General features: G+C 67.1%; 18 protein-coding genes. 6 read left to right on the top strand and 12 right to left on the bottom strand.

What is annotated here, in order from left to right; genetic code table 11:
• Positions 1-117: 117 nt before the first annotated feature.
• The gene (locus MHA02_RS07035) at positions 118-774 is read left to right on the top strand and encodes a glutathione S-transferase family protein (protein WP_147077935.1); all 657 of its coding nucleotides are present in this window, start codon (positions 118-120) and stop codon (positions 772-774) included.
• Between the two features lie 330 nt (positions 775-1,104).
• Here the strand turns inward: MHA02_RS07035 and ligA are convergent, their stop codons facing one another.
• On the bottom strand, positions 1,105-3,546 hold the full coding sequence (gene ligA, locus MHA02_RS07025; RefSeq protein ID WP_147077934.1) for an NAD-dependent DNA ligase LigA: 2,442 nt from the start codon (positions 3,544-3,546) through the stop codon (positions 1,105-1,107).
• Positions 3,547-3,650: 104 nt separating this feature from the next.
• Here ligA and MHA02_RS07020 point away from each other — a divergent pair, with 104 nt between their 5' ends.
• From MHA02_RS07020 to MHA02_RS07010, 3 genes are all read left to right on the top strand, one after another.
• A complete protein-coding gene (locus MHA02_RS07020; protein WP_147077933.1) occupies positions 3,651-3,974 on the top strand; it encodes a hypothetical protein in 324 nt (107 codons plus the stop codon).
• A 72-nt stretch (positions 3,975-4,046) separates the two neighbouring features.
• Entirely contained in the window at positions 4,047-4,574 is a 528-nt protein-coding gene (locus MHA02_RS07015; protein WP_306424456.1) for a Uma2 family endonuclease, read from the top strand.
• Between the two features lie 85 nt (positions 4,575-4,659).
• On the top strand, positions 4,660-5,673 hold the full coding sequence (locus MHA02_RS07010) for an adenosine kinase (protein WP_147077931.1): 1,014 nt from the start codon (positions 4,660-4,662) through the stop codon (positions 5,671-5,673).
• Positions 5,674-5,762: 89 nt separating this feature from the next.
• On the opposite strand, the gene MHA02_RS07005 is transcribed toward MHA02_RS07010, so the two are convergent.
• From MHA02_RS07005 to MHA02_RS06990, 4 genes are all read right to left on the bottom strand, one after another.
• Complete coding sequence (locus MHA02_RS07005) at positions 5,763-6,347, bottom strand: hypothetical protein (RefSeq protein ID WP_147077930.1); 585 nt, start codon at positions 6,345-6,347, stop codon at positions 5,763-5,765.
• A 189-nt stretch (positions 6,348-6,536) separates the two neighbouring features.
• Positions 6,537-6,872 (bottom strand): hypothetical protein, encoded by a 336-nt coding sequence (locus MHA02_RS07000; protein WP_147077929.1) that lies wholly within the window; start codon positions 6,870-6,872, stop codon positions 6,537-6,539.
• Positions 6,873-6,955: 83 nt separating this feature from the next.
• Positions 6,956-7,549: a hypothetical protein gene (locus MHA02_RS06995; RefSeq protein ID WP_147077928.1), complete on the bottom strand. Its 594-nt coding sequence runs from the start codon at positions 7,547-7,549 to the stop codon at positions 6,956-6,958.
• Positions 7,546-11,346, bottom strand: coding sequence for a glycosyltransferase (locus tag MHA02_RS06990; RefSeq protein WP_147077927.1), 3,801 nt, complete (start codon positions 11,344-11,346; stop codon positions 7,546-7,548). The genes MHA02_RS06995 and MHA02_RS06990 overlap by 4 nt, the downstream gene beginning before the upstream one ends.
• Before the next feature lie 403 nt (positions 11,347-11,749).
• On the opposite strand from MHA02_RS06990, the gene MHA02_RS06985 reads away from it, so the two are divergent.
• Positions 11,750-12,409 (top strand): CmcI family methyltransferase, encoded by a 660-nt coding sequence (locus MHA02_RS06985; protein ID WP_147077926.1) that lies wholly within the window; start codon positions 11,750-11,752, stop codon positions 12,407-12,409.
• Between the two features lie 231 nt (positions 12,410-12,640).
• On the opposite strand, the gene MHA02_RS06980 is transcribed toward MHA02_RS06985, so the two are convergent.
• The 5 genes from MHA02_RS06980 to MHA02_RS06960 all read right to left on the bottom strand — a co-directional run bounded on the left by MHA02_RS06980 (position 12,641) and on the right by MHA02_RS06960 (position 18,353).
• A complete protein-coding gene (locus MHA02_RS06980; protein WP_210245056.1) occupies positions 12,641-13,591 on the bottom strand; it encodes a glycosyltransferase family 2 protein in 951 nt (316 codons plus the stop codon).
• A 449-nt stretch (positions 13,592-14,040) separates the two neighbouring features.
• Positions 14,041-15,066 carry a glycosyltransferase family 61 protein gene (locus MHA02_RS06975; protein WP_170249080.1) on the bottom strand — a complete coding sequence of 342 codons (1,026 nt, stop codon included), beginning with the start codon at positions 15,064-15,066 and terminating at the stop codon, positions 14,041-14,043.
• Positions 15,067-15,202: 136 nt separating this feature from the next.
• Positions 15,203-15,637, bottom strand: coding sequence for a hypothetical protein (locus MHA02_RS06970; RefSeq protein WP_147077923.1), 435 nt, complete (start codon positions 15,635-15,637; stop codon positions 15,203-15,205).
• 286 nt (positions 15,638-15,923) lie between these two features.
• Positions 15,924-18,008 (bottom strand): ATP-binding protein, encoded by a 2,085-nt coding sequence (locus tag MHA02_RS06965; protein ID WP_147077921.1) that lies wholly within the window; start codon positions 18,006-18,008, stop codon positions 15,924-15,926.
• 138 nt (positions 18,009-18,146) lie between these two features.
• Complete coding sequence (locus MHA02_RS06960; RefSeq protein ID WP_147077919.1) at positions 18,147-18,353, bottom strand: hypothetical protein; 207 nt, start codon at positions 18,351-18,353, stop codon at positions 18,147-18,149.
• 302 nt (positions 18,354-18,655) lie between these two features.
• Here MHA02_RS06960 and trpA point away from each other — a divergent pair, with 302 nt between their 5' ends.
• Positions 18,656-19,489 carry a tryptophan synthase subunit alpha gene (trpA, locus tag MHA02_RS06955; RefSeq protein ID WP_147077917.1) on the top strand — a complete coding sequence of 278 codons (834 nt, stop codon included), beginning with the start codon at positions 18,656-18,658 and terminating at the stop codon, positions 19,487-19,489.
• Between the two features lie 83 nt (positions 19,490-19,572).
• Here the strand turns inward: trpA and MHA02_RS06950 are convergent, their stop codons facing one another.
• Together MHA02_RS06950 and MHA02_RS06945 are read right to left on the bottom strand one after the other, a co-directional pair.
• Entirely contained in the window at positions 19,573-20,829 is a 1,257-nt protein-coding gene (locus tag MHA02_RS06950) for a CCA tRNA nucleotidyltransferase (protein WP_147077915.1), read from the bottom strand.
• A gap of 184 nt (positions 20,830-21,013) precedes the next feature.
• Positions 21,014-21,271, bottom strand: coding sequence for a DUF6111 family protein (locus MHA02_RS06945; RefSeq protein WP_147077913.1), 258 nt, complete (start codon positions 21,269-21,271; stop codon positions 21,014-21,016).
• Positions 21,272-21,300 lie beyond the last annotated feature (29 nt).

The raw sequence follows: 21,300 nt of genomic DNA, 5'->3' as shown, positions 1-21,300 counted from the left end.
ATTTCGGGCGATCCCGGCCTCCAGCGCAGGCCACGTTGCGGATCACGGCACAGGCATGCGACGGCACGAGTCTTGGATGCCGGTCTCGGCGACGACTTCGGCACGGGGAGGACGGCCATGGCCGACGCGACGCTCACGATTTCCAGCCGGAACTACTCGTCCTGGTCCCTGCGCGGCTGGCTCGTCTGCCGGATGGCCGGGCTCGACTTCGACGTCGAGCTTCTCTCGGGCAAGGAGACCTCCACGCGCGCCGAACTCCTGCACCTGTCGCCGTCGTTCCTGGTGCCGCGGCTGACGCACGGCGCCGTGGTCGTCTGGGATGCGCTCGCCATCGCCGAATACCTGAACGAGGTCCGTCCCGCCGCCGGCCTGCTGCCGGAGGCACCGGCGGACCGGGCGCGCTGCCGCGCCGTCTCCGCCGAGATGCATGGCGGCTTCATCAACCTGCGCTCGGCGATGCCGATGAACCTGCGCGCGCAGATCCCCGGCTTCCCGATCTTCAACGGCGCCCGGGGCGACATCGAGCGCATCCTCGCGATCTTCGAGGAGTGCCTGTCGCGCTCGGGCGGCCCCTACCTGTTCGGGGCGCGCCCGACGCTGGCCGATGCGATGTACGCCCCCGTCTGCTCGCGCTTCCGCACCTACGACGTGCCGCTGCCCTTCATGGCGGAGACGTTCCGCGACACGATCCTCGCCTGGGACCTGATGGCCGAATGGACGCAGGACGCGCTGGCGGAACCCGACGAGATCGAAGAACTCGACATGGAGTTTTGAGAAGCCGGTCGCGCATCCCGACCGCCCTCACGGACTACGCCTTCGGGCATCGCCGCTCGATCTGATCGGTTGTGCGCATTGCCCCTCTCCCCGCTCGCGGGGAGAGGCCTTCATGGACCTTGTCGTCCATGAAGGAAGCGCAGGCGAAGCCGAAGCGGCGGTGAGGGGGCGGCACCGGACGAGGCCCTTTCGTCGAAGCCCCCTCACCTTCGGCTGCCGCCTCGCTTCGGCGACGACGAGGTCGCCGAAGCCCCCTCCCCGCACGCGGGGCGAGGTGATGCTCGCGGCCCGAACGGACCAGCGGGAAGCCGGATCAAATGCCCGATCGGATCACGCCTCGGCCAGCATCGCCAGCCAGTCCTCCTCCGAGATCACCTTGACCCCGTGCTTCTCGGCATCCTTGAGCTTCGAGCCGGCACCGGGCCCGGCGACGACGAGGTCGGTCTTGGCCGAGACCGAGCCCGAGACCTTGGCCCCGAGGCGTTCGGCGGTCGCCTTGGCCTCGCTGCGGGTCATCTTTTCGAGGGTGCCGGTGAAGACCACGGTCTTGCCGGCGAAAGCCGTCACTGTCGCGGCGGCAGCCATCGGCTCGGTCGTCACTTGGCTGAGCAAGGCCGCGACCGCGCCGGCATTGTGGGGCTCGGCGAAGAACTGGATCAGCGAGTCCGTCGCGACCGGGCCGATCTCGCCGTCGTCGGCGAGAAGGTGGTAGGCGTCCCCGGGCACCTGCGTCATCGCCCGTTCGAGGGCCGCGTCCGCGGCGTCGGTGGTCTCGTAGTGCGTGAGCAGCGCCTCGCCCTGCGCCGAGGTCAGGCGCGCGCGCAGGCGGGCGCCCGTCGAAAGCCCCTTCAGCGCCTCGCCCGGCAACGGCTCGGCCTCGGCGAAGAGCTTATCGCGCGTGCCCGGCCCGATGCGCGGGATCGCCGAGAGTTCGAGCCAGTCCGGCCCGGCCTGCGCCTCGGCGGCGGCGGCGAGCGCGGCCTGGAGCGCCGGCATGTCCGGAAAGCGCTTGGCGAGGGCCTTCGCCGTCGACTCGCCGATATGTCGGATGCCGAGGGCGAACAGCAGGCGGTTGAGGGGGATGGTCCGGCGCGCGTCGAGGGAGGCGAGCAGATTCGTGATCGCCTTGTCCTCGTCCTCGCCCTTCTTCTTCGTCGGCTTCTTCGGGGCGGTCTCGCCCTCGGCCCGGCGCTGGGCCGAAAGTTCTTCACGACGCGCGACGATCGCGGCCTTCAGCGGCTCGAATTGCAGGCGGAACAGGTCGGCCGGCTGCTTCACCAGGCCGGCCTCGAACAGCACCTCGATATAGGTCTGCCCGAACCCCTCCAGGTCGAAGCCGTTGCGCGAGACGAAGTGCTTGAGCCGCTCGACGCCCTGCGCCGGACAGATCAGGCCGCCGGTGCAGCGCCGGATCGCGTCCAGCTTCTTCGTCCGCGGGTTGATCTCGCGCACCGCCCGGCTGCCGCAGGCCGGACAGTGGTCGGGAAACACGAACGGCTTGGCGGCGGCGGGGCGCTTGTCGAGCACCACGTCCATCACCTTCGGGATGACGTCGCCCGCCCGCACGACGATGACCGTGTCGCCGATGCGGATGTCGCGGCCCTCGCGAATGGGCTCGCCGTCGCCGCCGACGCCCTGGACGTAGCCCTCGTTGTGGAGCGTGGCGTTCGAGACGACCACGCCGCCGACCGTGACCGGCTTCAGCCGCGCCAGCGGATTCAGCGACCCCGTTCGCCCGACCTGGATGTCGATCCCCTCCAGCGTCGTGAAGGCCTCCTGCGCCGCGAACTTGTGCGCGAGCGCCCAGCGCGGGCTGCGCGAGACGAAGCCGAGGCGCTTCTGCAGGGCTAGGTCGTCGACCTTGTAGACGACGCCGTCGATGTCGTAGCCGAGGTCCGCCCGCTGCCGCCCGATTTTTTCGTAATGGGCGATCAGGTCGGCGGCGCTCGTGCAGCGGACCGTCAGCGGGTTCACCGACAGGCCCCAGTCGCGAAATTTCTCCAGCGTCGCGAACTGCGTCGGCGCCACCGGCTCCGACACCTCGCCCCAGGCATAGGCGAAGAAGTGCAGCGGCCGCGACGCGGTGATCGCCGCATCCTTCTGGCGCAGCGACCCGGCGGCGGCGTTGCGCGGATTGGCGAAGGCCGGCTTGCCGTCCGCCTCCTGGCGGGCGTTGATGCCCGCAAAATCCGCGTGCGACAGGTAGACCTCGCCGCGCACCTCCAGCACGTCGGGCCAGCCCTTGCCGGACAACGTCTCGGGAATGTCGTCGACGGTGCGCGCGTTGGCGGTGACGTTCTCGCCGACTTCGCCGTCGCCGCGCGTCGCCGCGGTGACGAGCCGGCCCCGCTCGTAGCGCAGCGACAACGACAGGCCGTCGATCTTCGGCTCGGCGGTGAAGGCGAGCGGCTCCCCATCGGGCTGGTTCAGGAAGCGGCGCACCCGCGCCACGAAGTCTTCGACCTCCTCGTCGGCGAAGGCGTTGCCGAGCGAGAGCATCGGCACGGCGTGCCGGACCTTCTCGAATCGGCTCGAGGGTTTCGCACCGACGGAGGCGCTGACCTCACCCGTTCCCGCGAGATCGGGAAATCGCGCCTCGATCTCTTCGAGTTCACGGCGCAGCGCGTCGTAGTCCGCGTCCGTGATCTCGGGCGCGTCCTCGCCGTGATAGAGCCGGTCGGCCTCGGCGATCTCGGCTGAGAGGGCGGCATGGCGCGCCTTCGCGCTCGCCTCGGTCAGGCTGTCGATTTCGGCGTTGGAACGAGCGGGCATGGACGGTTTCTAAGCGAAGATTCGACGGCGGCAGGTTAACACCCGAATCCTGCCACACATGCCGCATCCTAACGCGGGCGAGACGGCCGGAGAGGATATTGGCGATGCGGAGAAGCGTGATCGGAGCGGGGCTTCTGCTCTCATTGGCGTGGTCCGCTGCAGGGCACGCGGCCTGCACGGCGCCGGTGCCCCCGCCCTCCGACGGCAAGCCCGAAAAGCCCAAGCTCCCCGAAAAACCCGCCTGCCTCGACGCCAAGGGCGGCTGCCCCGGCTGGGAGGCCTACAGCTACAACGACGCGATCAAGGCCTACAATGCGCAGGCCCAGGTCTTCCGGCCGCTGGCGGAAGCCTATGCCCAGAAGCTCAACGCCTACGTCAAGGCGAGCGGCGAATACGCGCAGTGCGAGATGAAGAGCCTGCAGCAGTAGAGGTTCGGCCGCTTCGCCGCGTCCGCAACCCATGGTACGTTCCGTAACATGGGCGTGCAGCCGAAACCTCGCATGACGGTCGACGCGTTCCTGGCCTGGGCCGACGGCCGGGACGGGAAGTACGAACTCGTCGACGGCGAGGTGGTGGCGATGGCGCCGGAGCGCGTGCGGCACGCCGAGACGAAAGCGGCGGTCTTCGATGCGCTGCGGGCGGCGATCCGGGAGGGTCGGCGCCCCTGCCGCGCGCTCATCGACGGCGTGGCCGTCAGGGTCGACGCGCAGACCAGCTACGTGCCCGATGTGCTCGTCTATTGCGGTGAGCGTGCCGACCGCGACGCCATGGAGGTGGCGCCCGTGATCGTCGTCGAGGTGGTCTCGCCGTCCTCGCGCTCGATCGATACGAACCGCAAGCTCAACGGCTATTTCCGCATCCCCAGCGTGATGCACTACCTGGTCGTCGACCCGAGCGGTCCGCTCATGATCCATCACAGCCGCGACGGCGCGGGCGGCATCGCGGCACGCATCCTGTCTGCCGGCAGCCTCGATCTCACGCCGCCCGGCCTGACCGTCGCCGTGGCGGACCTGTTCGGACACGCCTGAGCGGGAGCGCAGCACCGCTTCGCCTTGACGCTCGCCGGTGCGGCTGCCACAGGCCCGAAGCATCGCTGACCAGACCGGACACCCGATGCCCGAATCCCTCGATCTCCTCGTCCTCGGCAACGCCATCGTCGACCTGATCGCGCGCACCGACGAGACCTTTTTGGCCGCCCAGGGCGTGCCGAAGGGCGCGATGCAGCTGATCGACGAGGCACGCGCCGAAGAGCTCTTCGCGGCGATGGGGCAGACCACGGTCGTCTCGGGCGGCTCGGGCTCGAACACGGCGGCGGGTGCGGCGATCCTCGGCGCGAAGACCGGCTTCGTCGGCAAGGTTCGGAACGACGAACTCGGCGGCCTGTTCGCGCACGATCTCCGGGCCACCGGCGTGCGCTTCGACGTCGCCGCCGCGACCGACGGGCCGGCCACCGCCCGCTGCTTCATCCTGGTGACGCCGGACGGCGAGCGTACCATGAACACCTATCTCGGCGCCTGCCAGGGGCTGTCGCCGGCCGATGTCGACGAGGCCACCGCCGCGAGCGCCCGCACGATCTACCTCGAAGGCTACCTGTGGGATCCGCTGGAGGCCAAGGAAGCGTTCCGCAAGGCGGTGAAGATCGCGCACGGCGCCGGCAACGCTGTGGCGCTGACGCTCTCGGACGCCTTCTGCGTCGGCCGCTACCGCGACGAATTCCTGGGCCTGATCCGCGACGGCAGCGTCGACATCCTGTTCGCCAATCTCGGCGAGCTGAAGAGCCTCTACCAGACCGACGACGGCGAGGCCGCGATCAAGGCCCTGCGCGACGAGCGCGACGCAAGGGGCCGGCATCTCCTCGGACTCGTCACCCGCTCGGCCGAAGGCGCCCTCGTGGTGAAGGGCGGCGAAGTCCGCGCCGTCGAGGCGTTCCCCGTGCGGGAAGTCGTCGACACCACCGGTGCGGGCGATCTGTTCGCCGCCGGCTTCCTCGCCGGCCATGCCCGCGGGCTCGACAACGTCGCGAGCGCACGTCTCGGAGCGCTCGCCGCCGCCGAGGTGATCGAGCATATCGGCGCCCGCCCCCAGCGGGACCTCGTCGCCCTGGCCAAGGCGCAGAACCTGCTTTGATCGTCGTCTGACCCGGCGGCAGCCTCGGGACCGGCACGGACAAGGGCCGGCCCTGCCGGTGTCCGGGTGGGGCCGACCGCCCGCGCGACTCAGGCTTCGAAGTTCAGGAGCAGGGCGCTGGCGGATCGGCTTCCGCCGGAGGTGGCGTTCGCACCGTAACCGCTCGGCTGGTTCTGCGCGCTCTGCAGCTGCTTCATGAAACTCGCCAGGATGTCACCGGCGCTCTGGCCCGTCGTGCTGCCGGAAGCCGATGTGCTCGGGTCGGCGAACGGGTCGCTCGGGGCGGTGTCGTCGGCGGGGGGCGGCCCTGGCGGAGGGCCGCCCGAACGGCCGACCTCGCCGTGTCCACCTTTTCCGCCGTGACCCTCGGATCCTTGGGCGAAGACCTGCTTGAGGGTCTCGGCCTGGTCGCTGGTGAGAGTGCCGCTGCCGACCTGCTGGGAAATCAGGTCGTCGATCCGGCTCTTCATGTCCGAGGGGCCGAGCTTCGCCGAGGCGGAAGAACGGCCGCTGCCGCTCGACAGGGCGCTGTCGATGGACTCGACGGCGCTGTCGAGCGCGGTCTCGTCGGTGCTGCTGATCTTGCCGGCGCTGACCTGGCTCGTGATGCTGTCGAGGAGGCGCTGCTTCGGCGAGGTGAACGCCATGGCGCTGGCGGAGGAGACCGTACTCATCGTCGCGATTCCGATAGAGTGGGCAAAATTCCCACCGGCTGGAACCTGGGCCCGGACCGTTAAGATTCGGTCACCCGGTCCCGGAAAACGCTCGCGTGCGAGCTGGAGCGTTCAGACCTGCCGGCATCACCGACGGGGCGATGTCCACGACGCCCGCCGAGGGAATCGCCGCCGAGCGAGCGTAGCGGGTCAGTGCAGACCCTCCAGCGCCTCGAACGCGGTCACCGCTTTGGCGCAGGCGGCCTCGGACGGGCTCGGCAGGCTGGTCTCGAAAGCGATCGCCCGATCGAGCTCGGGCAGGTAGCGATCCTCGGTGAAGGCCGAGCCGACCGCCGCCAGCATCCGCGCCCGGTTCGCCGTGACCACGGCGCCCGTCCGGCCCTTCGCCACGCCGCAGGCCATGGCGCGGCCGATCACGCGACCCTGCTTCGCACCCTCGACCTGCGGGATGACGAGGGGCCTGTCCTGAGCCACCGCAGCGCTGCCGGTCAACACGACGACCAGCGACAGAGTTCGAACCTTCATCCCGGCCCCTCGAAGCGCCTGTCCGACGCCATGGTTATCGTCATCCGCCCGGCGAATGCGAATCACCCGCGTCGTCGCGACCTTCAATCCGACACGCGGGTGCCACGCCGCAGGACGGCTTCGTTGATCCGCAGGAGGATCTCGTCGGGCACGTGCAGGCTGAACCCGGCATCGCGCGCGTCGGACGTGAACCGGGCGACGAGGGCCTCGGCGGCCCGCGACGTTGTCCTGTGACCGGCCAGAGGCGAGCGGAACGCAAGGCGGCCCTCCGCCCGGCCGTGCCGGATGTAATGCATGAGCGGCTCGATGCCGGCCGCGGCGACATCCGGATTGGCCGCAAGATATTCGCCCGCGCCGAAGTCCGGACCGGGATCGCGCCGCTCGCGCCGGCCGATGCGGGCGTAATGGAACAGCGCTGGCTGCGACCCGAGATCCTTATAGAACCGGGCATACCATTCGGGATCGATGAAGCGGTTCGGCAGCCGGCCCTCGTCGGCCCCGTGATCGCGGAAATGGCCCAGGGGGTCGACGCCGGCAGCGGTCACGTCCGGGTAGCGCTCCAGATACCATGCGACATCGAAGCTCTCGGCGAGCGCGGCGATGGCCGCCGCCTGAGGCCGCATCGACCGGCGAAGGCGGCGGATTCGGTGCAGCTTGCCGCGAAGATAGCGCTTCATGACGACGCTCCGATCCGACGCTGGCGGCCAGCCGGCTGCTCGTCGGGGTCCAGCGTGCGATAGACCCGCTCGCCGCGCACGATGGCCAGGAGCTGCGCGGTCGCCTCGGCCCAGCTTAGGCGGGCCATCGGTACCGGCGCTACGACGCGTCCTGATTGTCTGGCGGCGAGCCAGGACCGGATGGCGGCGGCAAGGCCGCCGGGCCGGTCGTCGAAGTAATCCGCACCTGCCCCCCCGACCTCCCGGAAGACCGGCAGATCCCGCGCGATGATCGGCGTGCCCCGCGCAGCCCCCTCGACGAGCGGCAACCCGAAGCCCTCGCCGTGCGAGGCGACGACAACCGCCGTGGCCGCGCCATAGAGCGTGTCGAGGTATTCGTCGCTGACCTTCGGCAGCCAGACGAGACGCGCCCCGTGTTCTGCGTGGCCCCGGATGCGGTCGGCGAGCTCCTGGACCATCCAGCCCTCCTTGCCGACCACGACGAGGGCCACGTTGCGGCCCTCCGCCCAGAGTGCCTCGAAGGCATCGAGCGCATCGACGTGACCCTTCCGGGGTTCCACCGTGCCGACGATCAGGAAGGTCGGCCGCCGGACCATCGCCGCCAGCACAGCCTCGCCGTCGTCGGGGACTCCCGTCGTCGGCATGCCCACCGCGAGGTCGTGGCCGAGATGGAACCAGCCGATCTCGAGCGCGTCGGCGCGACCGGCGATCGTCGCCGGGTCGGCGAGCCGTGCGACGCTGTCGGCGGTCGCGGCGGAGATGCAGGCGAGGTGATCGGCGCAGGTTGTGATGGTGTCGAGCCAGCGCCGATCCAGCGCTTCGAGCCAGTCCGGAAAGAACCGGGGCATCTCGAGCGGCAGCAGATCGTAGACGACGAAGGTAATACCGCCGCCTGCCCGCCGGAAGCGGCCGAGCCAGGGCGCCGCGTCCGGAATCCGGTCCGGCACCCAGTCCAGGCCGAGGTAGCGATCGCCCGGGCCGAAGGCGACGGGCGTGTCGTCGAGCGGGCCGGTCGGCAGGCCGAGCCGGTCGCGGAGAAACGCACGCGCGTAATGCGGGACACCGTCCCGGATCACGACCGGCTCGATGCGAAAACCGTCCGGCGGCGCAGCGATCAACCGTTCCAGGACGGCGCGCACCACCCGCTCGATACCGGTGCGCAGGTCCTCTCGGGCTATTCCCGAGACGTCGCAGAGTAACTGGCGAAGGCGCGGCGGCGGATAGAGCGCCTGCAGGTGGCCGGCGAGGCGCGCGAGATCGTTCGAAGTCGGGCGTGTCTCGGCGGCGATATCGGCAACGGCTTCGACCAGCACACGCTCGCTGACACGCGGGGAGGTTGCTGCAAAACCTTCGACGAGTTCAGAGAGGCGGCGACCGATGGCCCGCGGCTCGAGCGCGCCGGCGATATAGGCACGCGCGGCCTCGCCGAGCCGGCGGCAGTCCTCGGGATCCCGGCGAAGCCGAAGCAGGATCGCCGCGACATCCTCGGCGCTCGCATCCGGTTCGAGCTTGACGAGGCAACCGTCGGGGAGTTCTGCGACGGGACCGAGGTCGGTCGCGAGGGTCGGCAACCCGTAGGCCATGGCCCCGAGCGTGGCACCCGAGGTCTCACCGCGGGACTCGGTCCGAAGCTGGACCGCGATATCCGCCGCTTCCATGTACTGCCCGTACTCGGTGTCGGACAGGCGTCCGGCGAACACCACGCCGGCATCGGGATGGTCTGCCGTCGCGGCAGCCAGAACTTCGCCCGCATAGGGCTCCTGATGGGGGCCAACGAAGACGAGGCGGTTTTCGGGGTCCGCAGCGAGGCCGCTCGACGAAAACGCTTCCGCCGTCAGGAGATTGAGCTTGCGCGGATCGACGATGCCGAAACTCGCGACGACGAAGGCATCCGGCGGAATCCCGAGCGCCTTCCGCGCGGCTTTCCGCCCGCCGCGCTTCGGCAGGGAGCGCAGATGCGGCACCACGGCGATCATGGACCGCACCGTCGGCCCGAAGGCCGCTTCGGCGATCCCGGCCGCGAAGTCTGAATGCACGATGACGCCGTGGGCGTTTCGGAAGACGCCGCCGCTCATGGTTAGGTCGCGGGCGACGCCGTCGTAGCCCTCCTCCGTCAGTAGGCGCAGTCCGGTCACGCCGTGGGACGCGTAGATCTCCTCGGCGATCGCGTCTGCCGGCTTGCCGGCGACATGCAGCAGGTGGATGGCGAGGTTCGAGAGGAAGGCGTCGTGCAGGATGACCGTGCCCGGAAAGCGCGCGAGCAGCCGGAACATGTGGGTGTGGAAGGTCGAATTGCCGAAGGAATAGACGATGCGGTCGTATTCGCCCGCATGCCGTTCGAAATGGACGATGTCCCGCACCGCGCAATTGCCGGCGAGCCAGGCATCGTCCGTCGTGCCGTCCGGATGCACGAGGTCGATCTCGTAATGGTCGAGCAGTTCGCGAAGGAGTTCGGCGCTGTAGTCGGCGATGCCGGAATGGTCGGGTGGCAGGGGCGAGACGAAGGCCATGCGGGGCCGGCGCACCGGTGCGGGCAGCGGCATCCGTTCCGGCAGTCGCACCGCTTCACGCTCGCGCAGTCGGCGGGCGTGAAGCGTCTCGAAGGCGTCGAGGGCGCGTCGGGCCGCCGCCCGCCACGTGAACAGCTTGGCCCGTTGCGGCCCGTAGGCGCGCATCGCCTCGCGCCACTCCCGATCGCCGAGGGCGAACAGCAGGCGCTCGCGCAAGGACTCGACGTCGAAGGGATCGAACATGCAGTCCTGCCGCCCGACCACCTCGGGCAGGCTGGTGTTGTCGGCGACCAGCACCGGCGCGCCGCAGGCCATCGCTTCCAGCGGGGGCAGACCGAAGCCCTCGTGGGTCGAGGGGAAGACGAGGACGTCGCAGAGGCCGTACAGCGCGATCAGGTCGGCATCCGCGATATAGCCCGTGAAGATCACGTGATACGGCGGCACGCCGTTACGCCGGGCGGCGGCGATGATCGCGTCCTTCTCGTGCGCCACGAGTTTGCCCGCGAAGACGAGATCGAGGTCCGACCGCAGTCCCGCGGGCAACTTCATGTAGGCCCGGATCAAGAGTTCGAGATTCTTGCGCGGATCGGCGGCGCCGACGAAGAGGACGAAGCGCCGGGTCAAGCCGAATCGGCGCAGCAGCGCATCCTTCTCAGGCGCCGACAGGCGGGCGGGGCGGAAATGATCGCCGACGCCGGCGAACATCACGGCGATCCGTTCCTCCGGCAGATGCAGCAGGTCGATCGCTTCGCGTTTCGAATAGTCCGAGATCGAGAGGAGCAGATCGGCGCGCTTCAGGTCCTGCACGTTGCGCAGATAATGCCGTTTGTAGGCGGGGGAGCCGAGGTAGCGGTCCGGGTCGGCGAGTGGGATCAGATCGTACAATGTCACCGCGGTCGCATGGTCGGCCGGAAGCCGCCCGACGGAGGTGATGAAGTCTTCGGTGAACCCTTCGAACAGCGAACCGACATGGACGATGTCGGGTGCGATCTCGGCGATACGCGCTTCGCGCAGCAGTGCCGCGGCACGGGCGCGCCAGACATTCTGCTCATGCACGCAGGCCGTCGGCCCATAGGGCCCGAAGCTGTGGACCCGGCCCGGCGGCAGAAGCCGCCGGAACTCGGTCTCGACGGCGTCGATCTCGTGCGAGAGATCCTCGCCGAGGAGCACGTGGAACTCGTGGCCCCCTTCCGCGATCATCGCCAGGGCCAGTTGCCGGGTCAGACGCCCGATGCCGCGCTCGCGGCTCGACGACTGGAGCCCCTGCAGGTCGAGGAGGATCTTCAACGGAAGCGCGCCTCTCGCTTGGACTGCTCCATCGTTGGGCTGGCCTTTTGCAACGCACCATCTCGAACGGCCCGGCTCACATAAGCGGCGGGGCCGCCCTTGTCATCCAATGATCGTCTGGAAGCGGAACGGACCAACAAAGCTGCCGTTTCCGGCAGCTTCCGACAAAGTGCAAATCATCGCTCACGAGGAGAGCGCAGAAACCTTGCCCCCGGAATACGCCATTGTTTCCGATGCCGTGATTGGCTCAGGCAGTACGAGGTTGGCTGCGCCGAGAGGCCGCTACTAGCAGCCACGAAGGGTGACACTTGCCGACGCGCCAACTCGAGGCCATAGCGCTTGCCATCCGACCGCCATCTGTTACTTTGAGAGTCATCCGGATGGACGAAAATAGAGATCAATAATGAGTGACGGATTTCTCCATAAATACTTCCTTTCCAACGGCCATAAGCCTCTACTTAAGTGGATACACTACTTCGATATCTATGAACGCCACTTCGAGCGCTTTCGCAACAAGAGCCCGGTCATGCTCGAAATCGGCGTTGCTCATGGCGGTTCGGTTCAGATGTGGAAAGAGTACTTTGGCCCAGGATGTAAAATAGTCGGCGTCGACATCAATCCAGACTTCAAGCGCCACGAGTCAGAAAACGTCGAGATTTTCATCGGCAGCCAGGACGAACCGAACGTTATCGACGCCATTCTCCAGAAATATCCTCGCATCGACATCGTGCTCGATGATGGAAGTCACATGATGGAGCACATGACCAATACTTTCAATCTTCTGTTTCATCGCATATCGCCGACGGGCGTGTATATGGTAGAAGATACGCATACATGCTACTGGCCTGAATTTGGCGGCGGCCTTGACGATCCGAAGTCCTTTCTTGAAATCTGCAAGCACAAGATCGACGACATGAACGCCTCGTATACCAGGAACGCACTGCCGATCTCGGATTTTACGAAATCCATTCACTCCATGTCGTTCTATGACAGCATCATCGTATTCGAGAAGAAGCCCCAGGGCGCGAGACAGATGCCCATCACGGGGCCGTTGGGCGCCTGATGATCTCGGACACCTTCCAGGCATCGGCCAAGACATCAGCCTGCTCGTCAGAGCGAAACAGTCCGGGAGTGAATCTTAGCGCCAGATACTGATTATCGTTTTAGGCTTGTCCAAATACCACACCTCACAATGCTGTATTGCGGCCGTAATAGCCTGAAAAGCATCTATAAGAGACGCTTCAGGTCTCTAAAACCGTCTGACGAAGAGAAGCACTGCGCCTGGAGTGTCGTGCTAAATCGTAGTCGGGCTAATTACTAGCGGGCCGATATACGCCAAGCCTTCTATATCTCTTTCAAAAACTTCTGCCGGCCAATCGTTCCAGTGAATGACAAATTTGCCATCAACTATGTCGAATCGATTCGCGGTTTTGCTCAATGGATTCACAACAATATTACCAGTGTAATCAAAATATAAATCGGCCACCCAAGCGGAATGTGATGTTTTTAGGGTCTCAGAATTCCTCCAATCTGGCACGTAGCCGTTTTGAACTTGGATTTGTATGGCTTCGAAAACTGCTTGATTTCGATAAAACTGCGGCCAGTCGACCTGCCGATCTTCTTGTGTGTGATACAGGTGAATAATATGCGTTCCGCAACGCCCAGGAACAAATCCTTTGGCTTGCACGCGAACCGAAAACTCGAGATCTTCCCAACCATAGCCAAAAATCTGCTCGTTAAAATCCAGAGCATCGAAGACGTTCCGATGAAGAACGAACCAAGAATTCCCCTCTGAAAAGGCGGCCGCTCCGATGCTTTCGATTTCTTTCAAGGATTGATTGATAGTTTCTTTTTCGGTTTTTTGCCAATAAACATATGGTATAGTGTAATATTCACCAGGTCTAGGCAAGATAATTTTTGCTAAAACCGTGTCAGCATCGCAGAAAAACATCCATGATGCTTTTGATGCTCTAGCGGTTTTAATAGCTGAGTTTCGCAGTTTTGAAAAAGAAAATGATCGATTTCCACTATCGTCTAGAACGTAGGGATCCTCTGCGACTATGCGATCACCAAAAAAATCGACAATGGTCTTCGGCATGCTGGCCGGACGACAATCCGTAATCAAGTAACTTTGACGCGCGATTCCAATGCCGATCTTTATCTGTTCAATCAGCGAATTTTTGAGTCGATCAAACCTATTTGCTGTAACAAAATAGGCAAACATCAGATCATCTTGCAACATCACAGCTCGCAGTTCTGCGCTTCGATCACCCGCATCCTCTTATGGATGACTTGAGTCAGCATGGCTGAAGTTTGCGTTTCAGGCATATGCGCAAGATTCTCAATCTACTCGATGACAGCGGTTGAAAAACAAGGCACTTCCTGCTTCCATCCATGTGGCGGCAACCGCGGTTGCGCGAGCAAAGCGGTTGGTCAAGCGGCGTCCTTCGGTCGATCGCCTATCCTCTGAACGTCTTGGAGCCTGGGCGTCAAGGCTAGCATCCTGCTGTCATCAGGTTGCACCGGTTTTGCGGACGATCTCCTACCGGCCGGTCGAGGAAGGCATCAAACTATGAGCATCGCCCCGGGGATGGCCGCCTGAGATGATCCAGGAAGACTTCGGCCGAAGCAGTGCAAGCTGGAGAGCCGAAGTCGTCCCGCATCGTGTCATGAAACATCAGGCTCTGCATCGACTCAGATGATCGTCGATAGAGTCTGATCGAGCAGGTCGACGTCGATGACGTAGCCGCATTCGGACCCCTCGCGATCGAACGCAGAAAATGATTCGCCGAACAGATAGGAGATCCGATGGCGCCGGATCGCCGCGATGGAGGTCTGCAGGAAGTTGCGGCTGTGATTGGGCTGAAGGACGAGGACGTGGCCACGTTCCCCCGTGTAGACGGTGTTGTGAAGCCCCGAGCCGGACTGCCCGACGACGGCGGACGCCTGCGCGAAGATCGCAATCTGCTCCCACCACGGAACGGCCCCCGGATCGACGGTCACGAAGCCGTGCCGTCGTGCTACCACCTCCACATCGGCGAGGTTGAACAGCGGCCGGGGATCTCGTTTGCGCGAGCTTCGGGTCACCAGAATCCGGTCATGGGCTCGCCCGTGTCCGGCGCGGGCGATACAGTCGGTAATCAGCGCATCGTAGGTTTCGCAGGCGAAGTCGTGGACGACGTTGCTGCTCCAGTGTGCAAGGCTCGGAACGATGAGCCTGTCGCAGTGGACCGCGATACCGGGATTGAGCGGAAACAGGCGACTTCGGGCGATGCCGAGCTGTTCCAGCATCTCGATCTGATACTCGGCGATCGACGCGCTCACGATGAAGGCCGCCTGATCGCTGCACAGGCGTTGCGCGAGCCGAACACGCGGAAGCGTCTCGAGCAGCCAATGGCCGTAGACGAAGTCGCTGCGGCGGGCGAGGAGCACGGCCTCGCCGAGCCGGTGCGGATGCTCCGACCAGTTATCGATGCGGCGCTTGCCATCGTGCAGGGGGCCGACATCGCGGAAGAAACCCCAGGCACCGATATCGATCGGCGATGCCGTCACCGACGAATCGAGCAGGAGATGGTCGTCGACGAAGGCCAGACCGTCGCCGTAAGCGTAGGCATCGGTCAGCACGGCGCAGCCATGGGCCGGCATCGTCATCGGCCGTCCGGCGAAGCGCGTGAGGAGTTCCAGGCCGCCGGCCCCCCCGAGAAACGAAGGCGACGGCATCTCGATCGATTTGGCAGAGCCGAACTCATACCACCCCGCTCGGTTCGACGGCAGCAGGCCGAGGTGCCCTAGTGGCAGTTCGCTGACGAGCCGAGATGTCATGGGTGGCAATGGCCGGGGCGTGTCCGAGAGTGTGTCACAGGCGCGGCCAGAGCCATGCGACCGTCCCGCCCATACCGAGATCCACGCCCGTCGCTATCTCATTCGAGGGAACCGGAAGCCGAGAGGTGATCGAGCGGGTCGCATCGTCGTCCAAGACGGGCGCGAGGACGATTCCCTTCACCGCATGCGCGTTGTCGACATACCCGGACAGCTCCCGCAACGGCAGTCCCAGAGCAAGCAGCGTGTGATCGGCGGCGAGAGGAGCCTGGCTCTCGCTCCCAGGTAGGAGCCGAACCTCGAGCTCGTGCGATGCGCCGTAGGCGGCCACCCATGGGGCGTCCCGCCCAGCAAGAACGAGGCGTACATCATCGGTCAAGGTCATCATGTCGAGGAGTGCCAGGACCGAGAGCAGAACGATATCCCGTGCACCGGCGGTCGGACCGGACTGCGATGTCAGGAATGCGTCCACGCGTCGCCGGATCTCTCCTGCGACACGCGGTAGATCGATCCCCAAGGCAGCCGATGCCTCACTCAATCCAAGGCGTGTCTCGCCCGTCACGCCGAATGCGTCACGGCCGCTCCGGACGGTCCGCGACTGCGGGGCCAGGAGATCCGGAAGAAGTCTCATGGCCTGAGCTGCGATCATTCGGGTTGTCTACGACCGCCCGCCCGGAGTGCCAATCCCAATCGGCCGACGGCAGAGCGACCACCCGTGCCATGCTGTGCAGGCAGGAGCACCCGGGGCAGCCCGCCCCTCACGCAGCCCGCGCGCGCCACTCCAGCAACCCAGGCAGCGCCTTGAGATCGAGGGGCTTGGGCAGGAAGGCGTCGAAGCCGGCTTGGCGGGCGGCGCGTTCGTCCTCGCCGGCGGCATTGGCGGTGAGGGCGACGAGTCGATGCGGCACGGGGGCGCCCTCGGCTTCGCGGGTCCGGATGCGGCGGACCGTCTCGAGACCGTCGAGGCCGGGCATCCGGATGTCGATCAGGGCGAGGTCGAAGGGGGTCGGAGAGGCCTCGATCGCGGCGAGCGCCTCGATGCCGTCGCGGGCCAGCGTCACCGTGGCCCCGAGGCGTTCGAGGGCTTTGGTGGCCAGCAGCGCGTTGATCGGATTGTCCTCGGCGAGCAGCACGCGCCGGCCGCGGCCGGGCATCGGACGCCCCTGGGCGCGCGGGGCCTCCGCCGAACCGGCGGGGTCCGGGCGCGGCGTGGCCGCGACCGCCGGCGGTTCCGCGGCGGCGGGGCCGGTGCCCGGCTCCAGGAGGCGATCGAACAGCGAGCGGGCGCGCACGGGCTTGATCAGGTAGCTGTCGAAGCCCGCGGCGCCCGGTGCGCCGAATTCGCGCCGGTCGAAGGGCGAGAGCAGGATCAGGCTGCAGCGCACCCCCCCGCGCCGGGCCTCGGCCGCGAGGCGGCGCACGCCCGCGTCACCCAGCGCGCGGTCGGCGATGAGCGCGTCGAAGCCGGCTCCGGAGAGCGCATCGAGCGCTGCCTCGACGCTCGGGACGATCACGGCCGCGGCCCCAGACCGGGAGAGGCGCCGGGCGAGGTAGGGCGCCTGGAACGCCGATTCCGCCACGATCAGGATCTTTCGCGCACGCAATGACGGCGGGCGGGAAGCCGTCTCGTCGCTTGCCGGCGGCAACGGCAGGAACACCCGAAACACGCTGCCGCGACCCGGCTTGGAGACGACCTCGATGCGCCCGCTCATGCGCTCCACCAGCCGCTGCGTGATGGCGAGCCCGAGGCCGGTGCCCTCGTGGTGCCGGCTGGCGCTGCCGTCGCCCTGCTCGAACTCTTCGAACAGCGCCGGTATCCGCTCTTCGGGGATACCCGGGCCGGTGTCCTCGATCGACAGCACGACGGCGTCGGCCGTCTGCGACAGCACGACCCCGACGCCGCCGGTCTGCGTGAACTTGATCGCGTTGCCGGCGAGGTTGAGCAGGATCTGCCGGACCCGGTCGGCATCGCCGACGCGCTGCGCCAGGAAGTCGTCGGCGACGTCGAGGGCGATCTCCAACCCCTTGTCCTGGGCGCGCGGCGCCAGCAGCTCGATCACGCCTTCGACCGTCGCCGCGACGTCGAACGGCTCGGCCGCGAGGTCGAGCTTTCCCGCCTCGATCCGCGAAAAATCGAGGATGCCGTCGACCAGGGAGAGCAGCGCCTTGCCGCTGGTGCGGACGGCCTCGACATAGGTGCGCTGCTCGGCATCGAGCCCGGTTTCGAGCACGAGGTCGGCCATGCCGAGGATGCCGTTGAGCGGCGTGCGGAATTCGTGGCTGACGGTGGCGAGGAAGCGGGATTTCGCGATGTTGGCGCTCTCCGCCCGGCTCTTGGCTTCATCGAGCGAACGCGCCGCCTCGATCCGGGCGGTGACGTCGCAGCCGGCCCGAAGCCAGTGCGGCGCGCCGCCGCTGCCCTGAACCGGCATCTCGATGAAGGAGAACCAGCGCGGGCGCCCGTCCACCGGAAGCACCCGCTCCTCGACCTGCCGGACGCCGTCCGCACGCTGCACGGTCTCGCCGGGCTCCAGGATCTGGAGCTGCACCATCGAGCCGATCAGATCGAGGGGGCTGGCGCCGAGCATCGCCGCGAATCCCGCGTTGGCGAAGGTGATGCGGCCCTGGCCGTCGCGCTGGACGATGCATTCGGTGGTCGCCTCGATCAGCGTGCGGTAGCGCTCCTCGCTCTCCGAGAGCAGCCAGAGCCGGTCCTGCAACGCCTCGGCATCGTCCGGGTCCTGCGTGGCGGAGCCGTCCCGGCGGATGGCGGCGACCAGCAGGGCCGCAAGCCCGATCACGGTCAGGCCCAGGACCAGCAGCGCGATCCCCTGCAACGACATCGACACGCTCCACGCACGGCCCCGCGGCCAGAGGCGAGGACCGTGACAGCGGCACGTGAAGGGGGGCTTGAGAAAGAGACCTAAGGAAGAGTCACCGGATCGTCGCGAATCCGGTCGGCGCAGCCAAGATGCGCGTTCTCAATCGGATTTTTTGCCGGATAGGGCTACAAGCTCCCGGCCAAGATCCAGCAGCAGCATGTCGAGCAGCACACGCGTGGTAAAGGAGCCGTCCGACCCGAGCCGCCTGCGCGCTTCGAGGAAGAGTTCGATGACCTCTTCCATCTTGGCGCGCTCACGACTGCTCACGTCGACCTCGGGGGAAAAATCGACGTCTTCGAACGCCAAGGTCTTTCACTATAGAGCGCTACAAAGAAATTTCAACAAAGCCACCAAGCTGAACAATAAACTCTTTTTACTGCCAAACAATATAAAACATGATAATTTATTCAGTTATTACTGTGATTTATACTGAGACACACTCGGATCTCATGGCAGAGACCCCGACTTGCGCCATGACGCCGCATCAGGCGGTTTTGGGCGATCGGCCTGCCTTGCACGACCCGGCATCCCCTCACGCTTCACGCGTCGATGGCGATGGTGTAGGCGCGACCGCTTCGAGACCCAGCGTTCCTTCCCGGATTTCGGCCATGACCGCCCGCATCGACGCCACCTTCGCCCGCTGCCGCGCGGAAGGCCGCGCCGCCCTCGTCACCTATGTGATGGCGGGAGACCCCGATCCCGAGACCTCGCTCGCCCTGCTGAAGGCGCTCCCCGAGGCCGGGGCGGACATCGTCGAGTTCGGCCTGCCCTTCACCGACCCGATGGCCGACGGCCCGGCGATCCAGGCGGCGGGCCTGCGGGCGCTCGCCGCCGGGCAGGACCTGCGCAAGACCCTGGCCTTGGTGAGCCGCTTCCGTGAGTCGAACCGCGACACGCCGGTCGTGCTGATGGGCTATTACAACCCGATCTACGTCTACGGCGTCCCGCGCTTCCTCGACGACGCGCTCGCTGCCGGCATCGACGGCCTCATCGTGGTCGATCTGCCGCCGGAGGAGGACGAGGAGCTGTGCCTGCCGGCCCTGGCCAAGGGCCTCGCCTTCATCCGTCTGGCCACGCCGACCACCGACGCGAACCGGCTGCCGGCCGTGCTGAAGAACACCGCCGGCTTCGTCTATTACGTCTCGATCACCGGCATCACCGGCACGGCGACCCCGGATTTCGGCCGCGTCGCGGAAGCCGTCGGCCGCATCCGGCCCCATACCGAGCTGCCCGTGGTCGTGGGCTTCGGCGTCAGGACGCGTGCCGACGCGGCCGCCATCGCCCGCGGTGCGGACGGCGTCGTCGTCGGCTCGGCCCTGGTCGCCGCCCTCGCCGACAGCCTCGGCGGCGAGAACCGTGCGGGTGCCGGCACTGTCGAAGCCGTGACGACGCTGGTGCGGGAACTCGCGGCCGGCGTGCGGGAGACGAAGCGGGGCGATTGATCTCGTCTCCGGTCGATCGGATCGGCCTACGCGCCCCCCTCTCCCCGCAAGCGGGGCGAGGGAGGCGCGCACCGCCGATCCGCTCAACCGGACACGCTCTCCTCCGCCGCCGCCACGGCGTGCGCGATGAGGCGCTCCCGGGCGGCCGCGTCCGTCGGGCAGCCCTCCGCGAGCCAGAGCGCCCGTGCCGCCGCGAGGCCGCGGCCGACGGCGCGGCCGGGGGGGACGCCGCGGGCGACGAGGTCGCCGCCGCCGAGGGGAAGCGCCGGCCGGTCGCGGGACGCCACCAGACCGGCCAGGACAGCGCGGGCCTCGTCGTCGACCCGCGGGCGCGGCTCGCCGTCGAGGGCGCGCAGCACCTCGGCGAGCATGGCCGGCCCGTGGGTCGCGGCGAGACCTCGGACCTCCCGCCCCTCGATCGCCGCGCGGCCGTGCAGATCCGTCGAGGCCACGGCATAGCCTGCGAGATGCGCGTGTTCGGCCTTCGAGAGCCGCAGGCTCTCGCGCAGGCGCTCGGCATCCTCGACGATCCGGACACCGAGCGCTGCGAGCCGCGCGACCGCGGAGGCGCCCGGGTCCGAGGCGGCTCGGGCAAGCCGCCCCAGATCGCCGACCCCGCCGAGGAGGCGGGCCAGGAGCCCGGTCTCGCTCATGACGGTGATGGCCGCCACGGCGCGCGGGGCGAGCAGCAGCTTCAGGGTTTCCGCCCGTACCCGCTCGCGCGAGAGACGGTCGAGGGTGGAACGAGCGGCGACGACCGCGCGAAGGCCCGCCGGGTTCGGTTCGCCGCGCCCGAAGCGAGCATGGAAGCGGAAGAAGCGCAGCGCGCGGAGCGCATCCTCACGAAGGCGCGTGGCGGGATCGCCGATGAACCGGACCCGGCCGGCGTCGAGATCGGCGAGGCCGTCGGTGAGATCGTGGAGCCGGCCGTCCGCGTCGAGCGAGAGCGCGTTGATGGTGAAGTCGCGCCGCTCGGCATCGCGGCCGAAATCGCGGCCGAAGCGCACGACGGCATGGCGCCCGTCGGTCTCGATGTCTTCGCGCAAGGTCGTAACCTCGACGGGCGCGCCATCGACGACGAGGGTGACGGTGCCGTGGTCGAAGCCCGTCGGCACCGCCTTGAGCCCGGCGGCCCTGGCGAGCGCCATGGTACGCGCGGGCCTGTGCGTCGTGGCGAGGTCGATGTCGGCCGCGTCCTGACCGAGCAGGGCATCGCGCACGCAGCCCCCGACGAGGCGCGTCTCCTCGCCTTCCGCGCGGAGTGCGGCAAGACAGGCCACGACGCTGGGGCGCGTGAGGAGGCGTTGCAATCCGTCCGCGTCGAGACCGTCCGGGATCATGCGAAATCCGATCGATCGCTTCGGGATGCGGCGCAACCCTCTCCCACCGTCGGCGGAGATGGCCGCGAAGCGGACGAAGGGGCCGGCGGCGACATTCCCGGTATCTGGCTCGGGTGCCGCCCGCTCCACCGCGCTGCGTGCGGTCCCCTTCGCCCGAGGGGCGACAGGAAGCGCGACGGCCGCTTCATTGGAATTGCCCCGGCACGAGCCGGCCGTTCTCCATGTGCGGCGGCACGTAGCCGTCGGGGTGGCGGACGGCGGTGAGGCCGGTCATCAGCAGCGAGGCGACGACCACGAAGAGCCCGGCCAGCACGAGGCGCAGCCATTGCGCTTCCCAATGCCCGGCCTGCAGCGGGTTTCGGCGCAGGAGCAGGAGAACGCCGGCGAAGGCGAGGAATGGCAGCGCGAAGAGGACGAGCTCTTCCAGGATCCAGCGAAGCATATGGGCGGTCTACGCGAAACCGGGATGGC

The organism is Methylobacterium haplocladii (assembly GCF_007992175.1).
GTDB lineage: Bacteria > Pseudomonadota > Alphaproteobacteria > Rhizobiales > Beijerinckiaceae > Methylobacterium > Methylobacterium haplocladii.
This window is presented reverse-complemented; position numbering and strand designations above follow the sequence as displayed.

What these genes read in the sequence shown, in the direction of transcription:
- MHA02_RS07035 (WP_147077935.1), top strand. Translation starts at nt 118, where the DNA reads ATGGCCGACGCGACGCTCACGATTTCCAGCCGGAACTACTCGTCCTGG.
- ligA (WP_147077934.1), bottom strand. Translation starts at nt 3,546, where the DNA reads ATGCCCGCTCGTTCCAACGCCGAAATCGACAGCCTGACCGAGGCGAGC.
- MHA02_RS07020 (WP_147077933.1), top strand. Translation starts at nt 3,651, where the DNA reads ATGCGGAGAAGCGTGATCGGAGCGGGGCTTCTGCTCTCATTGGCGTGG.
- MHA02_RS07015 (WP_306424456.1), top strand. Translation starts at nt 4,047, where the DNA reads ATGACGGTCGACGCGTTCCTGGCCTGGGCCGACGGCCGGGACGGGAAG.
- MHA02_RS07010 (WP_147077931.1), top strand. Translation starts at nt 4,660, where the DNA reads ATGCCCGAATCCCTCGATCTCCTCGTCCTCGGCAACGCCATCGTCGAC.
- MHA02_RS07005 (WP_147077930.1), bottom strand. Translation starts at nt 6,347, where the DNA reads ATGAGTACGGTCTCCTCCGCCAGCGCCATGGCGTTCACCTCGCCGAAG.
- MHA02_RS07000 (WP_147077929.1), bottom strand. Translation starts at nt 6,872, where the DNA reads ATGAAGGTTCGAACTCTGTCGCTGGTCGTCGTGTTGACCGGCAGCGCT.
- MHA02_RS06995 (WP_147077928.1), bottom strand. Translation starts at nt 7,549, where the DNA reads ATGAAGCGCTATCTTCGCGGCAAGCTGCACCGAATCCGCCGCCTTCGC.
- MHA02_RS06985 (WP_147077926.1), top strand. Translation starts at nt 11,750, where the DNA reads ATGAGTGACGGATTTCTCCATAAATACTTCCTTTCCAACGGCCATAAG.
- MHA02_RS06975 (WP_170249080.1), bottom strand. Translation starts at nt 15,066, where the DNA reads ATGCCGTCGCCTTCGTTTCTCGGGGGGGCCGGCGGCCTGGAACTCCTC.
- MHA02_RS06965 (WP_147077921.1), bottom strand. Translation starts at nt 18,008, where the DNA reads ATGTCGTTGCAGGGGATCGCGCTGCTGGTCCTGGGCCTGACCGTGATC.
- trpA (WP_147077917.1), top strand. Translation starts at nt 18,656, where the DNA reads ATGACCGCCCGCATCGACGCCACCTTCGCCCGCTGCCGCGCGGAAGGC.
- MHA02_RS06950 (WP_147077915.1), bottom strand. Translation starts at nt 20,829, where the DNA reads ATGATCCCGGACGGTCTCGACGCGGACGGATTGCAACGCCTCCTCACG.
- MHA02_RS06945 (WP_147077913.1), bottom strand. Translation starts at nt 21,271, where the DNA reads ATGCTTCGCTGGATCCTGGAAGAGCTCGTCCTCTTCGCGCTGCCATTC.